Below are 18,556 nucleotides of genomic sequence, written 5' to 3' on the forward strand. Positions count from 1 at the left end.
AAATGCCAAATGCAAGCGCTTGGATTTAAGCGCTTGCATTTGGCTTCAGCCCAGGCTGAAACAACAAACAGACCGATAAGTGTGAACGCTCGACGTTGGATGCACGCTCTGGAAAGGAGGTGATCCAGCCGCACCTTCCGATACGGCTACCTTGTTACGACTTCACCCCAGTCATGAACCCTGCCGTGGTAATCGCCCTCCTTGCGGTTAGGCTAACTACTTCTGGCAAAACCCACTCCCATGGTGTGACGGGCGGTGTGTACAAGACCCGGGAACGTATTCACCGCGGCATGCTGATCCGCGATTACTAGCGATTCCAGCTTCACGTAGTCGAGTTGCAGACTACGATCCGGACTACGATGCGTTTTCTGGGATTAGCTCCCCCTCGCGGGTTGGCAACCCTCTGTACGCACCATTGTATGACGTGTGAAGCCCTACCCATAAGGGCCATGAGGACTTGACGTCATCCCCACCTTCCTCCGGTTTGTCACCGGCAGTCTCTCTAGAGTGCCCTTTCGTAGCAACTAGAGACAAGGGTTGCGCTCGTTGCGGGACTTAACCCAACATCTCACGACACGAGCTGACGACAGCCATGCAGCACCTGTGTCCACTTTCCCTTTCGGGCACCTAATGCATCTCTGCTTCGTTAGTGGCATGTCAAGGGTAGGTAAGGTTTTTCGCGTTGCATCGAATTAATCCACATCATCCACCGCTTGTGCGGGTCCCCGTCAATTCCTTTGAGTTTTAATCTTGCGACCGTACTCCCCAGGCGGTCAACTTCACGCGTTAGCTACGTTACTGAAGAAATGAATCCCCAACAACTAGTTGACATCGTTTAGGGCGTGGACTACCAGGGTATCTAATCCTGTTTGCTCCCCACGCTTTCGTGCATGAGCGTCAGTGACGTCCCAGGGGGCTGCCTTCGCCATCGGTATTCCTCCACATCTCTACGCATTTCACTGCTACACGTGGAATTCTACCCCCCTCTGACATACTCTAGCCTGACAGTCACAAGCGCCATTCCCAAGTTAAGCTCGGGGATTTCACGCCTGTCTTATCAAACCGCCTGCGCACGCTTTACGCCCAGTAATTCCGATTAACGCTCGCACCCTACGTATTACCGCGGCTGCTGGCACGTAGTTAGCCGGTGCTTATTCTTCCGGTACCGTCATCCCCCCGCCGTATTAGGGCAGAGGTTTTCTTTCCGGACAAAAGTGCTTTACAACCCGAAGGCCTTCTTCACACACGCGGCATTGCTGGATCAGGGTTGCCCCCATTGTCCAAAATTCCCCACTGCTGCCTCCCGTAGGAGTCTGGGCCGTGTCTCAGTCCCAGTGTGGCTGATCGTCCTCTCAGACCAGCTACTGATCGTCGCCTTGGTAGGCCTTTACCCCACCAACTAGCTAATCAGACATCGGCCGCTCCTATCGCGCGAGGCCTTGCGGTCCCCCGCTTTCACCCTCAGGTCGTATGCGGTATTAGCTAATCTTTCGACTAGTTATCCCCCACGACAGGGCACGTTCCGATGTATTACTCACCCGTTCGCCACTCGCCACCAGGCCGAAGCCCGTGCTGCCGTTCGACTTGCATGTGTAAGGCATGCCGCCAGCGTTCAATCTGAGCCAGGATCAAACTCTTCAGTTCAATCTCTGTGTGGACCCGAAGGTCCTCGCTCTTTCGAGCGGTCGCTCACTCTCAGAAAACTGACTGACCAGATCCGAAAATCCAGTCACATTTTGCTGTGCGAGCACTGATAACTTTTAAGCTAAAAGACCGAAGTCTTTCGCATCCGCTATCAAGCGCCCACACTTATCGGTTGTTTGATTGTTAAAGAACTGCGCAACCGGCTTTGCCGTTTTGCGTCGCTGCGTTTGCGTCAGCAGCGAAGAAGCGAGACTATAAAGAACTTTCAGCGATTATGCAACCACTTCCGAAAAATTCTTTATTCTGGACGGCGTACTCATTTGAGTTTCTGCCAGAAAATCCCTGCCCGCTGCGCGGTGCTCTACGAGCGGGGAGCGAATAGTAATGCGGCCAAGGCCAAGTTGCAAGTCTTGATGAAAGAAAACTTCATGCGCCCCGTTAAGCACCTGAAGGCTGGCCACACCGGGAATACCTGCAATGAGTCGCAAACGCCACTCCCGGTGTGGCCAGCCATCGTTCTCTCATGCGATGGGGGTCAGCGCCCACGTCTTGGGGCGGGCCGCGAGCGTTAGATGATGTTGCTGTGTGTCTCGCCGGAAACGGCGATGGGCGGCGCGATTGCCTGAGAGGAGTATGGCGACACCATTGCGGTCGACACTCCCAATTGCTCGATCGAGCTTGCGTCCGAGGAGTTGGTCCATCGCCGCACGGCACGGCGATGGACCAACGGGAACCCGGACCTTACAAATATTTAAACAAATTCATACTCTGAATTTGCATAAACGATTGCTGCGCACCTTGCAGCGCAGTCTGGCGCTGATAGTACTCGGTAATTGCCGCAGCGTAATCCAGGTCCTGAACGCTGGACAACGTGTCCGAGTACGACTGGCCCCGGTTGGTGCCGATGGTGTTCAGCGCATCCAGCTCCTGCATGCGCGAACCCACCGAAGCGCGAACGGTCAGCACATTGTCCAGCGAGTTCGAGAACTGGCGGAGGCCGGTGGCGAGGGTGTTCGACAGGTTGGCCGAGTCTGCGTCGGTCGTCGTGGGCTTGCGCAGGGCGTCGATCACCGACTTCAAGTTGGCGAACATGTCGGTGCTGCCCTGGCTGGCCGGGTCCATGGAAATGGTGTCGCCATTCTTGGGCGTGCCCTTGACCGTGAAGGTAATGCCAGCCGCGGAAATCTGACCGGGGTCGGTGTAATTCATCGGCGTGCCAGCCACCGCGGCCCCGGAAGGATCCTTGATGGTGTACTGCATCCTGCCACTGCTATCGTCGAACGACAACGTGAGCGCAGTGCCGTATAGCGGATTGGTCGGGTCGGTCGTGGATACCTGGCCATAGGTGGCGGTGCCGGTGTTCGCGCTATTGCCCTGGAGCACGTAGCCGGCCGAGCTTTGCACGCTCTGGAAGACTTCGCGGCCATTGCTGCCGGCCGGCATCTGGCGAGACACGTCCACCTGGAACTGCTGCTGCTCGGTATTGCCGACGTACTGGACGCCAGCGCCACCTTGCACGAACGGCGCGGAGCCGGAGTTCGTACCGCCGAACAGGTACTGGCCATTGCCGTCGTCGGCATTGGCCAGGCCGAGCAGCTGGTCATACTGGCCCTGGAGTGCCGTGGCCAGCGAGGCGCGGTCCACGTCGCTCATCGTACCGTTGCCGGCCTGCACCAGCAGCGTCTGGATGTTCTGCGTGACCGTGGTCACGGTGGAAAGCGTGTTTTCTTCCGTGCCCAGCGCGATATTGGCCTGCGTGCGCGAGGTGGCGTACTGGCCGTTGACCGCGCTGGCCTGCGAAATAGTCAGCGCGCGCGTGGCGGCAACCGGATCGTCGGAGGGCGTGAGTACCTTGCGGCCAGTGCCGAGCTGCTGCTGGATGTGCAGCAGCGACGACTGCTGCATGTTCATCGAGGCCAGGCCTTGCTGGTAAAGCGTGGAGCTTGCGACGCGCATAGTCTGTTCCTTCTCGAATTCTTGATCTGGTCCGCTTACCGGCCAATGCCGATGATGGTGTCGAACAGCGTGCTGGCCGTCTGGATCACGCGGGCGTTGGCCTGGTAGAGCTGCTGGAACTTGAGCATGGAAACCGTTTCTTCATCCATGTTGACGCCCGACACCGACTGCTGTGCCGTGCGGATCTGAGCCGTGATGCTGTCCTGCGACGTGGACGCGATCTGCACGGACTTCGCGCGCGTGCCGACGTCGTTGACGAGCTCGGCATAGGCGTCGTTGAAGCTCGACACGCCGCCGATGGTCTTGGCGTTCTGCAGCTTCGCCAGCGCCAGTGCGTTGCCGTTGTTCTTCACCGCGCCGGTATTGGAAGCCAGCGTGAACGTATCGCCGGCCCTTGGGGCGCCGCCAAAGCTGAAAGTCAGGCCGCCGATCTTGTAGTCTGTGTTGGCACCGTTGGGCACGCCGGCGGGCTGGGGCGACAGCAGAGTGCCGGTGGAATCCTTGAAGTCGTAGCCGGTACCGTTGTAGATAGCGGTGATCGGGGTCGTCAGCGGCGTGAAGCCCTGGGCAACGTTGCCGAGCGTGGCTGTACCCGTGCCAAGATTGGTACTCGCGGCATCGGCGCGCGCGGGCGATGCCGCCGCGATCTTGGCCGGATCGGTAATCACCATGTCGAATCCCGCCGCCGCATGCCGGGTCGGCTGGATCACGAACGAATCATTCGCGGCCATGGTACCGGTCATCTGCACGGTGAAGCCATCCACGGTGACCGGCATGGTCGTCGTCGTCGTGACCTGCTTGTCCGACAGGCGCGTGACCGTGTAGTTGGTCCCGTCGAACTTCAGCGTGTAGTCGCTCGTCGTCAATGCCGAGGCGTCGGTAATGCTGGCCTGCGCCTGGGCGCTGCCAGTGTTGTTGGCGTTGGGCAGCGTCGTCGCCGTGCCGAGCTTGAACATGTCGGTGCCGACATTGCCGTTCAGGTCCATGCCCAGCTTGTGCTGGTCATTGAAGGACTGGCCGATCGCCAGCGACAGCCGGCCGATAGCGTTCTGTGCCGAGTCCAGCGTCTCGGTGCGGAACTGCAGCAGCCCGCCCAGCGATCCACCATTGATGGAACCCGGTTCGCTTTCATATACCGCGCCGTTGGGCAGGGTGTAGCCCACCACCGTCCGGTTCGGATCGGCCGCCGAGGCAACTGCCTTCAGATCGTAGGAATCCGTCCCCATCACCAGCGGCTGGCCATTGCCCACGAACACGTTGTAGGTGCCACCGTCCTGGACCACGACCTTGGCGCCGACCAGCTTGGTCAGCTCGGCCACGGCCTGGTCGCGCTGATCCAGCAGGTCGTTGGGCGGCTGGCCGCCGGAGGCCGCCTTCAGCTTGGTGATCTCTCCGTTGATGGTGGCGATCTGCTTGGTATAGGCATTGATCTGGTCGACGGCGGTGCCGACCTGCGTGTTGACGCCGGATTGCAGCTGATCGAAGTAATTGCTGGCCGAACGCATCTGGCCCACCAGTGCCTGGCCGGCCGACAGCATGCCCTGGCGTGCCGCCGGGTCCGCGGGGGTATCGGCCACGGCCTGCACGGCGGCGAAGTACTTCTGCATCAACGGTGCCAGGCCGCCCTTCTGGTCGGCCAGAAGGTTGTCGATCTGGCTGATCTGGTCGGAGTAAGTCGACAGCGACGAACTGGTCGACTGGGCGCCACGCAACTGGCCGGTCAGGAACTCGTCATAGACGCGCATCACCGTGGTGGTATTCGAACCCTGGCCGAAGAATCCCTGGCTGGTGTACTGGCCGCCGGACGATGCCACGATGGTGTTCTGCCGCGTGTAGCCATCGGTGGCCGCGTTGGCAAAGTTGTGGCCGGTCGTCGTCAGCGCGTTTTGCGCAGTGTTCAGACCGGAAAGACCAATGTTGAAGAGAGACATGTCGCGCTGACCCCGGATGCTGTTGGTTGCCTCCGGCACATCGGCGCGGAGGCAGGGAATGTGCTAGTTATCGGCAATCGGGGTGGCAGTCTTTAGGGCCATCCGGATGCCAGGGTAGGCTAGGCGAGTGCCTACGCCGACACCTTCTTCATGATCTGCACAAGCTTGTGCCCGTAGGCCGGGTCCGTGGCGTATCCCGCCCGCTGCAGCCCATGCGCCGCTTCGTCGGCCGAGCCTGCCGACACCACCGCCGAGTAGCGCGGATTGTTGGTCAGCAGGCGCGCGTAGTCGGCGCAGGCCTCGTCATACGAGCCATAGGCGCGGAAGCGCGCGCGCACCTTCTGCGGCTGGCCGTCGACATACTCGGTCGTCGTGACTTCGGCCACGCGGCCCTTCCAGTTTGCCCCGGCCTTGATGCCAAACACGTTGAAGGTCGTGCTGCCGTCGGGGTGCGCGATCTCGCGCCGGCCCCAGCCGGATTCCAGCGCGGCCTGTCCGACGATCAGCCTTGCCGGCACGCCGCTTGCGCGCGATGCCGCCTCCGCCGGGCCGGACATGCGCGAAACAAAGGCCGTGACGTGAGCCGGCGCATCGTCGGGCAACGGCCCGAGGCTGCTTTCTCCCTGCCCCTGGCCCGGCCCGTCATAGTCCTGCGAGCGGTATTGACGCAGGCCCGCCATCGGGTTCCAGCTCGTGCCCGGCACCACGGTGCCGATCGCAGGCACATCGCCATCGGATGCGGCGGCTGCGCTGGCGCCGCGGCTGTCCAGCAGTTGCGCCATCTCGGCGTCGGCCGCGGCGGTGCCCTTGGCACCTGGCGCGGAGGTAGCGCCGATCATGCCCTGAGGATCCTGCGCGCCGGTAGCCCGCGCCAGTTGACGCACCATCACTTCCGCCAGGCCGATGCCGCGTGACGACATCTGCTGCGCGAGCTGCTGGTCGAGCATCGACATGTAGAGCTTGCCTTGCTCGCTGTCGAACACACCGTCCTGCGGCGTGGCGTCGCGCATGCTCTTGAGGACCATCTGCGTGAACACGGCCTCGAACTGCCTGGCCGCGGCACGCAGCGTGCCCGGGTCGGAACTATTGCGCGCGCTCTGCTTGAGCCCCTCGAAGCCCTGCGTGTCCAGCGCGAAGCGCTGCGACAGATTCGCCTGCGCGGAAATGCCGCTGTCCATCAGATGATCTCCAGCTCGGCGCGCAGCGCTCCGGCGGCACGCATGGCTTCCAGGATGGTCTGCAGGTCCGCGGGGGTCGCGCCCAGCGCGTTCAGGCCCTTTACCACGGCTGCCAGCGAAGCACCCGCCTTCACGATCTGCAGCGATCCGCCCTGCTGCTTCATGTCGATCTGCGACACCGGCGCGACTACGGTCTGCCCACCGCTGAACGGTGCAGGTTGGCTGATGACCGGCTGCGTATTGATCACCACCGAAAGATTGCCGTGCGCCACAGCGCAGTCATCCACGGTCACAGCCTGGTTCATCACGATGGAACCCGTGCGGGCGTTCAGGATCACCTTGGCCGCGGCCTTCGCCGGCGTGACGTCGATGCTCTCGATGCGGGCCAGGAAGCCTACGCGTGCCGCGGGCGACGCCGGTGCGCGCACCTGTACGACACGCCCGTCCAGCGCGGCGGCCACGCCACCGCCCATCGAGCGGTTGATGGCCTCCACCACGCGCTCGGCCGTGCCGAAATCCGTGTCCTTCAGTTCCAGGTTGATGATGCCGCCGTCAGGCTGGAACGCCGCGACCGCGCGCTCGACAATGGCGCCATTGGCAATGCGGCCCACCGCCAGCTGGTTGACCTGTACCTTGCTGCCGTTGGCCGAGGCCCCGGCACCGCCGACCAGCATATTGCCCTGCGCAATCGCGTAGACCTGTCCGTCCGCGCCCTTGAGCGGCGTCATCAGCAACGTACCGCCGCGCAGGCTCTTGGCATTGCCCATCGATGACACCACGATGTCGAGCTGGCTGCCCGGCTGCGCAAACGCCGGCAGCGTGGCTGTCACCATCACCGCGGCCACGTTCTTGAGCTGCATGTTCTTGCCCGCCGGCAACGTGATGCCGAGCTGCGAGAGCATGTTGGTCAGGCTCTGCGTGGTGAACGGCGTCTGCATGGTCTGGTCGCCGGTATTGTCCAGGCCGACCACCAGGCCGTAGCCCACCAGCGGGTTGTCGCGCACGCCCTGGAACGTCGCCAGGTTCTTCAGGCGCTCCGCGTGGGCGAAGTTGGCGGCAAAGCCGAACGCCACCACCACGGTCAGCGCCGTGATACTGGCCTTGAGCAGGCTCGACAGGAAACGGGCAAGCATCGGAGCGGACATGGACGGATCAGAACGGAGAGACATTGAGGAAGAAGCGCTGCAGCCAGCCCATGTTCTGTGCTTCGTCGATGTAGCCCTTGGCGGTGTACTCGATGCGGGCATCGGCCACCTGGGTGGAGAGCACACCGTTGTCGCCGGTGATGGTGCGGGGATTGACCACCCCCGAGAAGCGGATGAATTCCGCACCCTGGTTGATGGCCAGTTGCTTTTCGCCTGACACCACCAGGTTGCCGTTCGCCAGCACCTCCAGCACGGTCACGGTGATGGTGCCGTTGAAAGTGTTGGCCGCGCTGGCGCCACCGCTGGCCTTCAGCCCGTTGGCGCCATTGATGCTGGCGTTCGAACTGCTGCTGAACAGGCCTGCCAGTGCCTTGGGCACGGCGTCGAAGGCCAGCGAGGTGTTGCCGGTACGGCTGGCATTGGTGCCCGAGTTCTTCGTGGCGTTGACGTTCTCGGTAATGACGATCGTCAGGATGTCACCGACGTTGCGCGGACGGCGGTCCTCGAACAGCGGATTGCCGGCGTAAGAGGAGGCAAAGATCGAACCGGTTGCCGGCCCCATGGGACGCGGTTCGGCGCGCGCGGTGGTCGGCAACTGTACAAGCGGCTCGCGCGGCATCAGCGCGCAGCCGCCGCTGGCCAGCAATGCCAGGCCGGCCACGCAATACAGAACGCGCGCGCCCAGGCGGGAAAGCATGTTGGCCATCATCGCTCCGTCAGCTCATCTGGGTCAGGCGCTGCAGCATCTGGTCCGATGTCTGCACCGCCTTGCTGTTGATCTCGTAGGCGCGCTGGGTCTGGATCATGCTGACCAGCTCTTCCACGACGTTGACGTTGGAGGCTTCCACGTAGTTCTGCTGCAGCACGCCCGCGCCGTTCAGGCCCGGCACGGTGGTGTTGGGCGCGCCCGAGGCATCGGTCTGCACGTACAGGTTCTCGCCCATGCTTTCCAGGCCGGTCGGATTCATGAAGGTGGCGAGCTGGAGCTGGCCGACCTGCACGTTGTTGCTCGATCCGGGCTGGGTCACCGAGACCGTGCCGTCGCGGGCAATGGTCATCGACGTGGCGTTGGCCGGCACGGTAATGGCCGGCTGGATCACGAAGCCGCTGGACGTCACCATCTGTCCGTTCTGGTCGACCTGGAACGAGCCGTCGCGCGTGTAGGCCGTGGTGCCATCGGGCATCGCCACCTGGAAGAAGCCCTGGCCGATGATGGCCACGTCCTTCGCATTGCCGGTCTGCTGCGGATTGCCCTGGGTGTGGATGCGTTCCGTGGCCACCGGACGCACGCCGGTGCCCAGCTGCAGGCCCGAAGGCAGCGTGGTCTGGTCCGACGACAGCGCGCCGGGCTGGCGGATGTTCTGGTACATCAGGTCTTCGAACACCGCGCGACCACGCTTGAAGCCGTTGGTGGAGACGTTGGCGAGGTTGTTCGAGATCACGTCCATCTGCGTCTGCTGCGCATCGAGGCCGGTCTTGGCAATCCAGAGAGAGCGGATCATGTGGTTCCTTGGTGTCCTGCGTCGCGCCGCTGGCGGCGGCGAGTCATGTGTTCACGGGTTGGCGGCGCGGCCGCTTCAGTTGGTAGAGAGCAGCTGGTTGGCGCGCTGGTCGTTCGTGTCTGCGCCGGTGATCATCTTCATCTGCATCTCGAAGCGGCGCGCGTTAGCGATCATGTCGACCATGGCTTCGGTCGGATTGACGTTGCTGCCTTCCAGCGCGCCCGACACCACGCGCACGGTCGGATCGGCCTCCAGCGGTTGCGCGCCGGGGCGCAGGCGGAACAAGCCGTCATCGCCGCGCGCAATCGCGTCTGCCGGCGGGTTCACCACACGCAGCTTGCCGACTTGGGCCAGGCCGGCGGAAGCCTCGCCCGGACCCCGCGCGGTGATGGTGCCGTCGCTGCCGATGGTGACCTGCGAACCCGGCGGCACCGACAGCGGGCCGCCGTCGCCCATCACCGGCAGGCCGTTGCTGGTCTGCACCTGCCCGTCCTGCGCGACCTGCAGCGAACCCGCGCGGGTATAGGCTTCGCTGCCATCGCGCGCCTGCACCGCCAGCCAGCCGTTGCCCTGCAGGGCAACGTCGAGCGCCCGGCCGGTGTAGGTCAGCGGGCCGGCGCGCATGTCGGCGCCCGGCGTCGAGGTCAGCGTGAAGGCGCGCGTAGGCGACTCCTGCCCCACCACCGGCACCGCGCGGTACATATTGATCTGCGCGCGGAATGCCGGCGTCGAGACGTTGGCCAGATTGTTCGACACAGCGGCTTGCTGGTCGAGAATCTGCTTGGCGCCCGACAGGGCGGTGTAGATCATGCGGTCCATGGCAGCGTTTCAGCTCGGGCAGTTGGTGTTACAGGTTGACCAGGGTCTGCATGATCGTGTCCTGCGCCTTGATGGTCTGCGCATTGGCCTGGTAGTTGCGCTGTGCGACGATCAGGTTGACCAGCTGGCCAGAGAGATCCACGTTGGAGGCTTCCACGGCGTTGGAGCGCAGCGTGCCCAGGCTGCCCCCCGCGGTACCCAGCAGGGCCTGGCCGGACGCGCCGGTGGCCGACCAGACGTTGTCGCCCTCGGGCTTGAGGCCTTCCACGTTGCCAAAGGCGGCCAGCGCGATCGTGCCCAGCGACTGGGTCTGTTCATTCGAATAGCTGCCGGTGATGGAGCCGTCCGAATTGACCGAGTAGCCCAGCAGGCTGCCCGAGGTGTAGCCGTTCTGGCTCAGCTTCGACACCTCGAAATCGCCGCTCGATTGCGTCGTGCCGGTCAGGTTCAGCGCCATCGACAGTTGCTGGGCACCGTTCGCAGCCGGAATGACGATGCTGGTTGCGCCGGCGGCCGGAGACGTCAGGGCACCGGAGTCGGTGAACGACAGGGTGACCGGCGAGCCGCTGAGGACATTGCCGTTCATGTCGGTCATGTACATCTTCCAGTCGGTGCCGCCGGCATTGGCGGGCGGCGTGGCGGTGCGGTCCTGCATGGCGAAGTACGCCATCACCTGCTGCTTGTTGCCCAGCGAGTCATAGACGTTGATCGCGGTGCTGTAGTTGAACATGTCGCTGGTCGGCATCACGGCCGGCGTGGTGCCCGTGGCCGGCGTCGTCGCGAACGCCGTGGTCGGCGGCGTGACGTTGTCCGACTTCAGGTGGAACTGCGCGGCAATGCTGGTGGTGGCACGCGCTGCCATCTGCGCGTTGCTGATGACGATCGGCTGCGGCTGCACGCCGCCGCCCGGCGTCACGCCAGCCGGGTAGCCGGTGACCTGCAGGCCCTGCATATTGGTCAGGCGTCCGTCGTCCTGGCGCTGGAACTGGCCGTTGCGCGAATAGTAGATCGAGCCGTCGGGGTTGCTAAGGCGGAAGAAACCGCTGCCGCTCGTGATCGCCACGTCCAGTGAACGACCCGTGGCCTCGATATTGCCCTGGTTGAACGACTGCACCACCGAATTCACGCGCGTGCCCAGGCCGATCTTGGTACCGGCGTAGACGTCGGCGAATTGCGCGGCGGACTGCTTGTAGCCGACCGTGTTGGCGTTGGCGATGTTGTTGCCAATCACGTCCAGATTGGATGCGGCGGCGTTAAGGCCGCTTACCCCTTGACCGAAACCCATGGTGTAGATCCTTTATCAAGCTAAGTGTCGTTACGCTGGCCGCGCATCCTGCGCGGGCCGCCGAGGATTAGAGAATGCGACGGACGTCATCCACGCCCGCGGTCTGGCCGTTGCCGACATCCACCAGTACGCCGGTCGAATCGCCGCTGATGCTCTGGACCTTGCCGTAGATCAGCGCGACCGGCTGCACCGAGGCGCCGTTGGCCGTGGCATTGACCTTGAAGGTGTAGTCGCCGTCGGCCACAGCAGTGCCGGCGTCGTTCTTGCCGTCCCAGGCAACGTCGTGCACGCCGGCGGTCTGGCCCTTCATGTCGATGGTGCGCACCACGTTGCCGTCCTTGTCGAGCACGTTGACGGTCACGGCGTCGGCGGTGGAAGGCAGGTCGACGCCGAGCTTGCCGGCCACGCCGTCCGCGACCGATACGTGGGAACCCGGCACCATCACCGTGCGGCCGATCAGCGACGCGGAATCCATCGCGCGGCTGGCGCTGACCTGGCCCAGCAACTGGTTCAGCGTCGTGTTCATGGTCTGCATGCTGCTCACGGTGGAAATCTGCGCCAGCTGCGAGGTGAGCTGCGAGTTGTCCATCGGATTGAGCGGATCCTGGTTGTTCATCTGCGTCACGAGCATCGTGAGGAAGTTGTTCTGCAGGTCCGCCGCGCTTGCGCTGCCGCTCTTGAGGGCGTCGTTGATGCCCGAAGTGCTGCTGGTGCTGCCGGTGCCGTTGACCGAGGAGGTAGTAGTCATGTCGCGTCGAAAATTCCGTTGTCGTTACTGGCCGATGGTCAGCGTCTTGAGCATCATGTTCTTGGCGCTGTTCAGCACCTCTACGTTCGCCTGGTAGGAACGCGAGGCCGAGATCATGTTGACCATCTCCTCCACCGGGTTGACGTTGGGCATCACCACGTAGCCCTCGGCATTGGCCATGGGGTGCGTGGGGTTGTGCACCAGGCGCGGCGGAGACGGGTCTTCCATCACGCCCTGCACCTGTACGCCGCCCACGTCGCTCTGGCCGGGCGTGGGTGCCATGCCGAAGATGACCTGCTTGGCGCGGTAGGCCTGCCCGTCGGGGCTGACCACGCTATCGGCATTGGCCAGGTTGGACGCGGTCACGTTCATGCGCTGCGACTGCGCCGCCATGGCCGAGCCCGCGACGTCGAAGATATTCATTGCTGGCATGCGTCTCTCCGGCGCTTACTGCTGGATCGCAGCCAGCATGGTCTTGATCTTGGAACTGACCACAGTCAGGTTGGACTCGAAGTGCACCGAGTTGTCGGCGAACGCCACACGCTCGGTATCCATTTCGACCGTGTTGCCGTCGACGCTCGACTGCAGCGGAATGCGGTAGGCCAGGTCGGCGTCGTCGCGGGTCGGCGCCTGCGCCGGCAAGTGACGCACGGACGTGGTCGACAGCGACACGCCTTCGGGACGGTGGCCGCGCTCGATGGTCTGCGCCAGCGTGTTCGAGAAATCGAAATCGCGGGCCTTGTAGCCCGGGGTATCCGCGTGCGCGATGTTGGAGGCAATCACCGACTGCCGCTGGGTCCGCAGGCTCAGCGCTTCCTGCTGGAAGCGAAATGCCGCGTCGAGTCTGTCAATCATGTAAGCATCTCCGTTTGGAGCAACCTTCAGGCAAACGACGAAGGGCGACCTTCTTCAGGGATCGCATCTTAGGTTCACCCCTGTCACGCCAATCGGATGAATAAGGACGGGAAATCCATGCAATTCGGAGGGCTTGCCTGGCACCGCCTCCCTACAATGGGACCCGTTTCCTTGCGTGCGGCTGCGGGATGGCTGAATCTTTCCCGTGGCTGCCACATCGTCCTTGCTGGGATGAAGACATGAAGAAAGTTGATCGCGCCGCCACCCGGAAGGCGCTGGCCCTGCTGGCGGGAGGCGTCCTGTCAGCCATGGCCGGCACACCCATGGCCGCGCCGGCACAAGCCGCTCCGGTCGCCGCGCAGGCGCCTAATCCGTTTCCGGAAGACCCGGTGCGCGCATCGGTGGAGCAGTTCCTGCTGCGCCAGACGGCCGGCTTGCCGGGCAAGGCCAGCGTCCAGGTGCAGCCTCCGTCAGGCGGCCGCGCGCCGGAGTGCGTGTCGCCCGATCCGTTCCTGCCGCCGGGCGCTTCCCCCTGGGGCCGCGTCTCGGTCGGCGTGCGCTGCGGCGGCGAGCGGCCCTGGATCCGCTATATGCAGGCGCGCGTGTCGGTCCTGTCCGATTACTACGTCGCCGCGCGCGCGCTCGGCCCCGGCGAGCCGGTGACGCCGGCCGACCTGGAGGTGCGCCAGGGCGACCTGTCCACGCTGCCCAAGGCCGTGATCACCGACCCGGCGCAGGTCGTGGGCGCCGTCACCGCGAACCGCGTCGCGGCGGGCTCGCCAATGCGCAGCGACCTGCTGAAGAAGTCGATTGCCGTGAAGTCCGGGCAGACCGTCACCGTCGCGGTAGAAGGCGACGCGTTCCAGATCAGCAGCGAAGGCAAGGTCCTGGCCGATGCGGCCATTGGCAATACCGTGCAGATCCGCCTGCGCAACGGCCAGGTCGTCAGCGGCCTGGTGCGCAGCGGCGACACCGTCGTGCTGCAATGAACCACTGAGAGTGCATCATGGGGCACTGGAATGCAGGGCTGGCCGGCGTGCGACAATGCGTGCCAATCCCTGCCGTCGGGGCGACAATCTCCTAAAGATTTCGCCACGGCGTCCGTAATGACAAGGGAACCCAGCAAGGAACGCCCGTGAAGATCAACCATTCTCCTACGTCCAGGCCGGCCGACGCCCCGGCTGCGGACAGCCCTGTGCGGCCGCAGCCCGCGCAGAGTGCTCCCGCCGCCCCTGCGAGCGGCGTGAGCGTGAGCCCTTTGGCCGCGCAGGTCCGTGAAATCGGTAGCCGCCTGGCCAACGAATCCGACGACGACATCGACACCGCCAAGGTCGAAGAGATCCGCCAGGCTATTGCCGAGGGCCGGATCAAGATCGACCCGGGCAAGATCGCCGATGGCCTGATTGCCACGTTGCGCGAACTGGGCCAGGGCGACGTCCACTGATAACAGCCACCATGAGCCAGCCCCTGATCCAGAGCCTGCAGAAAGAAGCCGAAGCCGTGACGGCGTTCGGCCAACTGCTCACGGAAGAACGCGAAGCCCTCAAGGACGGTGATTACCAGTCCCTGAGCGGGCTGCTCACGCGCAAGGTGGCGCTGGGTCAGGCGCTTTCGCGCCAGGTCGCCGCACGCGAGGCCCAGATGGGCGCGCTCGGCCTGCGCGCCGGTCCGCAGGGCCAGTTGCTTGGCCGCAATATCGAGCCGGCCGTGGGCGATGCCTGGCGCAAGCTCATTTTCGCCGCGCGCGGCGCACGCGACAAAAACCAGATCAATGGCGCGATCGTCTCCGCGCACCTGGACCACACGCGCGAAGCCATCAACGTGCTGCGCCAGCACAGCGGCGGCGATTCCGGACTGTACGGCAAGAACGGCAAGGCCGCCGCCGGCGTCGGCGGCGTTAGCCTGGCCAGCGGCTGAAGGCGGCGGCGTTCAGTCGTCGCAATACTGCCCGAGCACGCTGAGCCCCCGCTGAGGGTTTCTGACGAACGGATTCGAACGGTCCCATGCATAACCGGCCAGCACGGCGGAGATCATGCGGCGGATATCGGGCGTTGCATCTGGATGAAAGACGAGTTTCTGGAAACTTCCCGCATACCACGCATCGACGAACGTACGGAAGCAATCGACACCTGACTTCAGGATGCGCGCATAGTCGGCCTCCCAGTCCACCGTCTCGCCCGCGAATTCGCGCACGATGCATCCGGCCGCGAGGCTTGCCGACTTGAACGCGATCGTCACGCCTGACGAGAAGACGGGATCCAGGAATTCGCCCGCGTTGCCGAGCAACGCGTACCCATTGCCCCACAGCGATTTCACGTTTGCCGCATAGCCCGCGATATGGCGTGCTGGGGTATCCCAGACGGCATTGGCCAGCAGGCCCGCCAGGGCCGGATCCTCGTTCACCAGTGCCTGCAGCCGCTCCGTGTCACTGCCCGCATAGCCGTCAAGGAAAGCCTTCTCGGCGACCACGCCCAGTGAACAGCGGCCGTTCGAAAACGGAATGGTCCAGTACCAGACATCCACATGCCGCGGATGAATCCCGACGCGAATCTTGTTGCGGTCGAAGGTGCCCGGCATCACGCGGTCTTCGACATGCGTGAAGATGGCGCTGCGCACCGGAAAGCCGGATGGCGTTTCGAGCTGCAGCAGCCGCGGCAGGATGCGCCCGAAGCCGGAGGCATCGAGCAGGAAGCGGCTGGTGACGCGGTAGCTGTTGCAATTGGGATCGCGCACGGTCACGACCGGCTGCGCCCCCGATACGTCCACGTCAGTCACCTGGTGCCGGAAGCGGACTTCCGCGCCCTGCTTCTCCGCTTCGCGGATCAGCACATGATCGAAATCGGCCCGCTGTACCTGGTAGGTGGTTCCCCAGCCGGACGAGAATTTGTCGCGGAAATCGAAATCGACATAACGGTCGCCACGCGCAAACGCCGCGCCGTTCTTGTACTGGAACCCGGCTTCGACCACGGCCTGCAGCATGCCGGCCGCCTCGATGTATTCCATGCTCTGCGGCAACAGGCTCTCGCCAATGGAAAAACGCGGGAAGGTCTCCTTCTCGAGCACCATCACGCCAATACCCCGGCGACGCAGCAGCCCGGCTGCCACGGAGCCCGCGGGCCCGGCGCCGATGATCAGCACGTCTGCAACTTGATCTTCCATTTGATCCTCCAACGCATTCAGCCCGCACGCAGCGCATGGCCAACTGAAGCTAGTGACGAGGCGGCCCCCTCCCCACAGGAAATCGCGACCTGCGGGATCCGACGGCATCGCTACGGAATGGGCAACAAGGGGCCGCGAACACTGTCGCGAGACAGTATGACCACATGCTACCGAATGAAGGGAAACGTGGAAACAGAACAGTGCCGGTGGTGCCAGGCGGCGATATCGATGTGGGTTTGGTCGTCACACCGGCGCTGGCACGCTGTCGGTCAACGGAACCCCACGATCACCTGATTGCTCTTGCCCTGCAGCAGAGGCGCCACCGCACCCTGCCCGGGCAGCCTGAAGGCAAACACAAAGCCCTGGGTCGCGTCGTCGCCATCGAAGGCGTCGGTCTTGCCTTCAGACTGCGGCAGCATCACGCAACGCTGGGCATTGCAGAGGTAAGCCTGCAGATCCACCGGCGGTGTCGCGACAAAGCTGTAGTGCCAGCGCACCGAGGTGATGATGCCTTCGGATTGCGGCAGGTTGCCGCTTGGCAGGATCGGAGGAGAAACGGTGCGCTGGCCGCGGCCATACAGCGCCGGTCCATTGACCGATGCGCTCCAGGCATGCCGGGTGCCGGCCTCGGGCGCGGCCCACGCTGCGGTGGCGATCGCCGCCAGCACGGCCGCCATGGCATGCTGGACACCCCGTCCGATGCCAGACCGGCCGCGCATCAGAGCATGCCGCGCAATTGATTGCGCAGGCGCGTGATGGCCTGCCCGCGGATCTGGCAGACGCGCGATTCGGTCACCTCGAGCACCGCGCCGATCTCGCGCAGGTTGAGTTCCTGGTCATAGCACAGCGACAGCACGAGCTTCTCGCGCTCGGGCAGCCGGTCGATGGCGCGGATCAGCGCTTCGCGCATGCCGTTCTCCATCAGCTGCGTGAGCGGATTGCCGTCTTCGCTGACGCCAAGATGGCGGTCGAGAAAGTCTTCTTCGCCCGAGCGCTCGAAGTCTTCGTAGTGAAGGAGCTGGCAGCCATAGACCTCGTTGAGCAAGACCTGGTAGTCGTCCAGCGGCATTTCCAGTTCCTGCGCGACTTCCGAGTCGAGCGGTGCGCGGCCGAGCTTCTGTTCCAGGCCGCGCTGCGTGCGCTCGATGCGCCGCGTGAACTGGCGCAGGCTGCGCGACTGCCAGTCGTTGGCCCGCACCTCGTCAAGCATGGCGCCGCGGATACGCTGGCTGGCGTAGGTCTCGAATCGCGCGCCATGCGTATCCTCATAGCGCTTGGCCGCGTCGAGCAGGCCGATCATGCCGGCCTGGATCAGGTCATCGATCTGCACGCTGGCCGGCAGCTTGGCCGCCAGTTGCAGCGCGATGCGGCGCACCAGCTGCGCGTGGGTCTTGACCACGTCGGCCTGTTCGAGCTTTCCCTGGATCGTGTACATGGTGGAATTCTCGTGAATGCTTGCTTGCAAAGCCTGCCCGCATGGCGGGCCGGCGGGGTCAGGGGCGGGGTCGTCTTCCGTTGCGAACGGTCATGCGTTCAGGCCGCCACGGCGGATGGCGCGGCCGTGACCCGCTCTGCGCGCAACGGCCATGCGCCAATGCCACTGGCGGCCCGGCGCAATGCAATCGTGGCTGGCGCAGCCGGGTAGGCTTCCACCACGCAGCGCCCGAGCTGCACGCTGCGCGTCACCAGCGGATCGGCAGGCAGCCAGCCAGCGCTGCTGATCTCGACGCCAAGGTACTGCCGCGCGGTGCGCGCGAGGTTTCCGGCAATGGCTTGCACCGCGGCGTCGGTGGCCGCCATGTTGACCACCAGGTGGAAATGCCGGCAGGCGTGCAGATGGTGCAGGCGCTTGATGCAGGCATAGGCCGCGGTGATCGAGGCCAGCTCCGGACGCATCACCACCAGCACGTTGTGCGCGGCGCCCGCCAGCGCGGAGAGCGCACCATCCGCGTCCGTCATGGCATCGATCAGCACGCTGCGAAAGCCGGACAGCGAATCCGGCCATTGCGCGACGTTCGACTGTGGCGTACCAGCCGGCAATACTGCGGCAGCGCCAGCCGGACGCGCACCGAGCGCAGCCTCCAGCGTCAGGCGGCCTGCCCGGACGTCGGCAAACGAGCCGGCGGGCTCCGCGCCGGTCAGTCTTACGGCATGGCCGGCCCGGTCCTCATCGACGAGCAGCACGCGTTCGCCTTGCATCGACAAGGCATGCACCAGGCCACAGGCAATGGTGGTCGCCCCCGCCCCCTGTTCGCTGGCCACCACGGCGATGCGGCGCGTGACGCGCGGCGCCAGCATGCGTCGCAGGCTCTCGGCCTGGTCCATCGCCAGCGT

At 64.2% G+C, this 18,556-nt stretch carries 19 protein-coding genes and 1 rRNA gene; 3 read left to right on the forward strand and 17 right to left on the reverse strand.

Translation table 11 applies throughout. The features are described 5' to 3' along the window. Window positions 1-112: 112 nt before the first annotated feature. The 13 genes from ACIGJC_RS26875 to flgB all read right to left on the reverse strand — a co-directional run bounded on the left by ACIGJC_RS26875 (window position 113) and on the right by flgB (window position 13,063). Window positions 113-1,644, reverse strand: a 16S ribosomal RNA gene (locus ACIGJC_RS26875). A 272-nt stretch (window positions 1,645-1,916) separates the two neighbouring features. After that, window positions 1,917-2,132 (reverse strand): hypothetical protein, encoded by a 216-nt coding sequence (locus tag ACIGJC_RS26880; protein ID WP_483712506.1) that lies wholly within the window; start codon window positions 2,130-2,132, stop codon window positions 1,917-1,919. A gap of 253 nt (window positions 2,133-2,385) precedes the next feature. Then, window positions 2,386-3,600, reverse strand: a complete 1,215-nt coding sequence (gene flgL, locus ACIGJC_RS26885) for a flagellar hook-associated protein FlgL (RefSeq protein ID WP_483712507.1) — start codon at window positions 3,598-3,600, stop codon at window positions 2,386-2,388. A 35-nt stretch (window positions 3,601-3,635) separates the two neighbouring features. After that, the gene (gene flgK / locus ACIGJC_RS26890) at window positions 3,636-5,531 is read right to left on the reverse strand and encodes a flagellar hook-associated protein FlgK (RefSeq protein WP_483712509.1); all 1,896 of its coding nucleotides are present in this window, start codon (window positions 5,529-5,531) and stop codon (window positions 3,636-3,638) included. A gap of 131 nt (window positions 5,532-5,662) precedes the next feature. Next, window positions 5,663-6,709, reverse strand: a complete 1,047-nt coding sequence (gene flgJ, locus ACIGJC_RS26895) for a flagellar assembly peptidoglycan hydrolase FlgJ (protein WP_483712510.1) — start codon at window positions 6,707-6,709, stop codon at window positions 5,663-5,665. After that, the gene (locus ACIGJC_RS26900; RefSeq protein ID WP_483712511.1) at window positions 6,709-7,878 is read right to left on the reverse strand and encodes a flagellar basal body P-ring protein FlgI; all 1,170 of its coding nucleotides are present in this window, start codon (window positions 7,876-7,878) and stop codon (window positions 6,709-6,711) included. The genes flgJ and ACIGJC_RS26900 overlap by 1 nt, the downstream gene beginning before the upstream one ends. Then, a complete protein-coding gene (gene flgH / locus ACIGJC_RS26905) occupies window positions 7,862-8,560 on the reverse strand; it encodes a flagellar basal body L-ring protein FlgH (protein ID WP_483714404.1) in 699 nt (232 codons plus the stop codon). Before flgH ends, ACIGJC_RS26900 begins: the two co-directional genes overlap by 17 nt. 10 nt (window positions 8,561-8,570) lie before the next feature. Then, window positions 8,571-9,356: a flagellar basal-body rod protein FlgG gene (gene flgG, locus ACIGJC_RS26910; RefSeq protein ID WP_483712513.1), complete on the reverse strand. Its 786-nt coding sequence runs from the start codon at window positions 9,354-9,356 to the stop codon at window positions 8,571-8,573. A gap of 75 nt (window positions 9,357-9,431) precedes the next feature. Further along, window positions 9,432-10,175, reverse strand: coding sequence for a flagellar basal-body rod protein FlgF (flgF, locus tag ACIGJC_RS26915; RefSeq protein WP_483712515.1), 744 nt, complete (start codon window positions 10,173-10,175; stop codon window positions 9,432-9,434). 28 nt (window positions 10,176-10,203) lie between these two features. Further along, a complete protein-coding gene (flgE, locus tag ACIGJC_RS26920; RefSeq protein ID WP_483712516.1) occupies window positions 10,204-11,460 on the reverse strand; it encodes a flagellar hook protein FlgE in 1,257 nt (418 codons plus the stop codon). A 67-nt stretch (window positions 11,461-11,527) separates the two neighbouring features. Further along, complete coding sequence (gene flgD, locus ACIGJC_RS26925; protein ID WP_483712517.1) at window positions 11,528-12,208, reverse strand: flagellar hook assembly protein FlgD; 681 nt, start codon at window positions 12,206-12,208, stop codon at window positions 11,528-11,530. Window positions 12,209-12,232: 24 nt separating this feature from the next. Continuing rightward, complete coding sequence (gene flgC / locus ACIGJC_RS26930) at window positions 12,233-12,640, reverse strand: flagellar basal body rod protein FlgC (protein ID WP_483712518.1); 408 nt, start codon at window positions 12,638-12,640, stop codon at window positions 12,233-12,235. Window positions 12,641-12,655: 15 nt separating this feature from the next. Continuing rightward, window positions 12,656-13,063: a flagellar basal body rod protein FlgB gene (flgB, locus tag ACIGJC_RS26935; protein WP_483712520.1), complete on the reverse strand. Its 408-nt coding sequence runs from the start codon at window positions 13,061-13,063 to the stop codon at window positions 12,656-12,658. Window positions 13,064-13,302: 239 nt separating this feature from the next. Between flgB and flgA the strand changes: the two genes are divergently transcribed. The 3 genes from flgA (at window position 13,303) to ACIGJC_RS26950 (ending at window position 14,980) form a co-directional block, all read left to right on the forward strand. Further along, on the forward strand, window positions 13,303-14,052 hold the full coding sequence (gene flgA, locus ACIGJC_RS26940; protein WP_483712522.1) for a flagellar basal body P-ring formation chaperone FlgA: 750 nt from the start codon (window positions 13,303-13,305) through the stop codon (window positions 14,050-14,052). A 146-nt stretch (window positions 14,053-14,198) separates the two neighbouring features. Next, window positions 14,199-14,507, forward strand: a complete 309-nt coding sequence (flgM, locus tag ACIGJC_RS26945; RefSeq protein ID WP_483712523.1) for a flagellar biosynthesis anti-sigma factor FlgM — start codon at window positions 14,199-14,201, stop codon at window positions 14,505-14,507. 11 nt (window positions 14,508-14,518) lie between these two features. Then, complete coding sequence (locus ACIGJC_RS26950; protein ID WP_483712525.1) at window positions 14,519-14,980, forward strand: flagella synthesis protein FlgN; 462 nt, start codon at window positions 14,519-14,521, stop codon at window positions 14,978-14,980. A gap of 12 nt (window positions 14,981-14,992) precedes the next feature. Here ACIGJC_RS26950 and ACIGJC_RS26955 read toward each other — a convergent pair whose 3' ends face one another. From ACIGJC_RS26955 to ACIGJC_RS26970, 4 genes are all read right to left on the reverse strand, one after another. After that, a complete protein-coding gene (locus tag ACIGJC_RS26955; RefSeq protein WP_483712526.1) occupies window positions 14,993-16,222 on the reverse strand; it encodes an NAD(P)/FAD-dependent oxidoreductase in 1,230 nt (409 codons plus the stop codon). A gap of 269 nt (window positions 16,223-16,491) precedes the next feature. Further along, the gene (locus tag ACIGJC_RS26960; RefSeq protein ID WP_483712527.1) at window positions 16,492-16,941 is read right to left on the reverse strand and encodes a flagellar protein FlhE; all 450 of its coding nucleotides are present in this window, start codon (window positions 16,939-16,941) and stop codon (window positions 16,492-16,494) included. Continuing rightward, window positions 16,941-17,657 (reverse strand): RNA polymerase sigma factor FliA, encoded by a 717-nt coding sequence (locus ACIGJC_RS26965; protein ID WP_483712528.1) that lies wholly within the window; start codon window positions 17,655-17,657, stop codon window positions 16,941-16,943. The genes ACIGJC_RS26960 and ACIGJC_RS26965 overlap by 1 nt, the downstream gene beginning before the upstream one ends. Before the next feature lie 98 nt (window positions 17,658-17,755). Continuing rightward, the gene (locus ACIGJC_RS26970; protein WP_483714405.1) at window positions 17,756-18,547 is read right to left on the reverse strand and encodes a MinD/ParA family ATP-binding protein; all 792 of its coding nucleotides are present in this window, start codon (window positions 18,545-18,547) and stop codon (window positions 17,756-17,758) included. Window positions 18,548-18,556: the final 9 nt, after the last annotated feature.

It is taken from the genome of Cupriavidus sp. C3SS-1 (genome assembly GCF_057073755.1).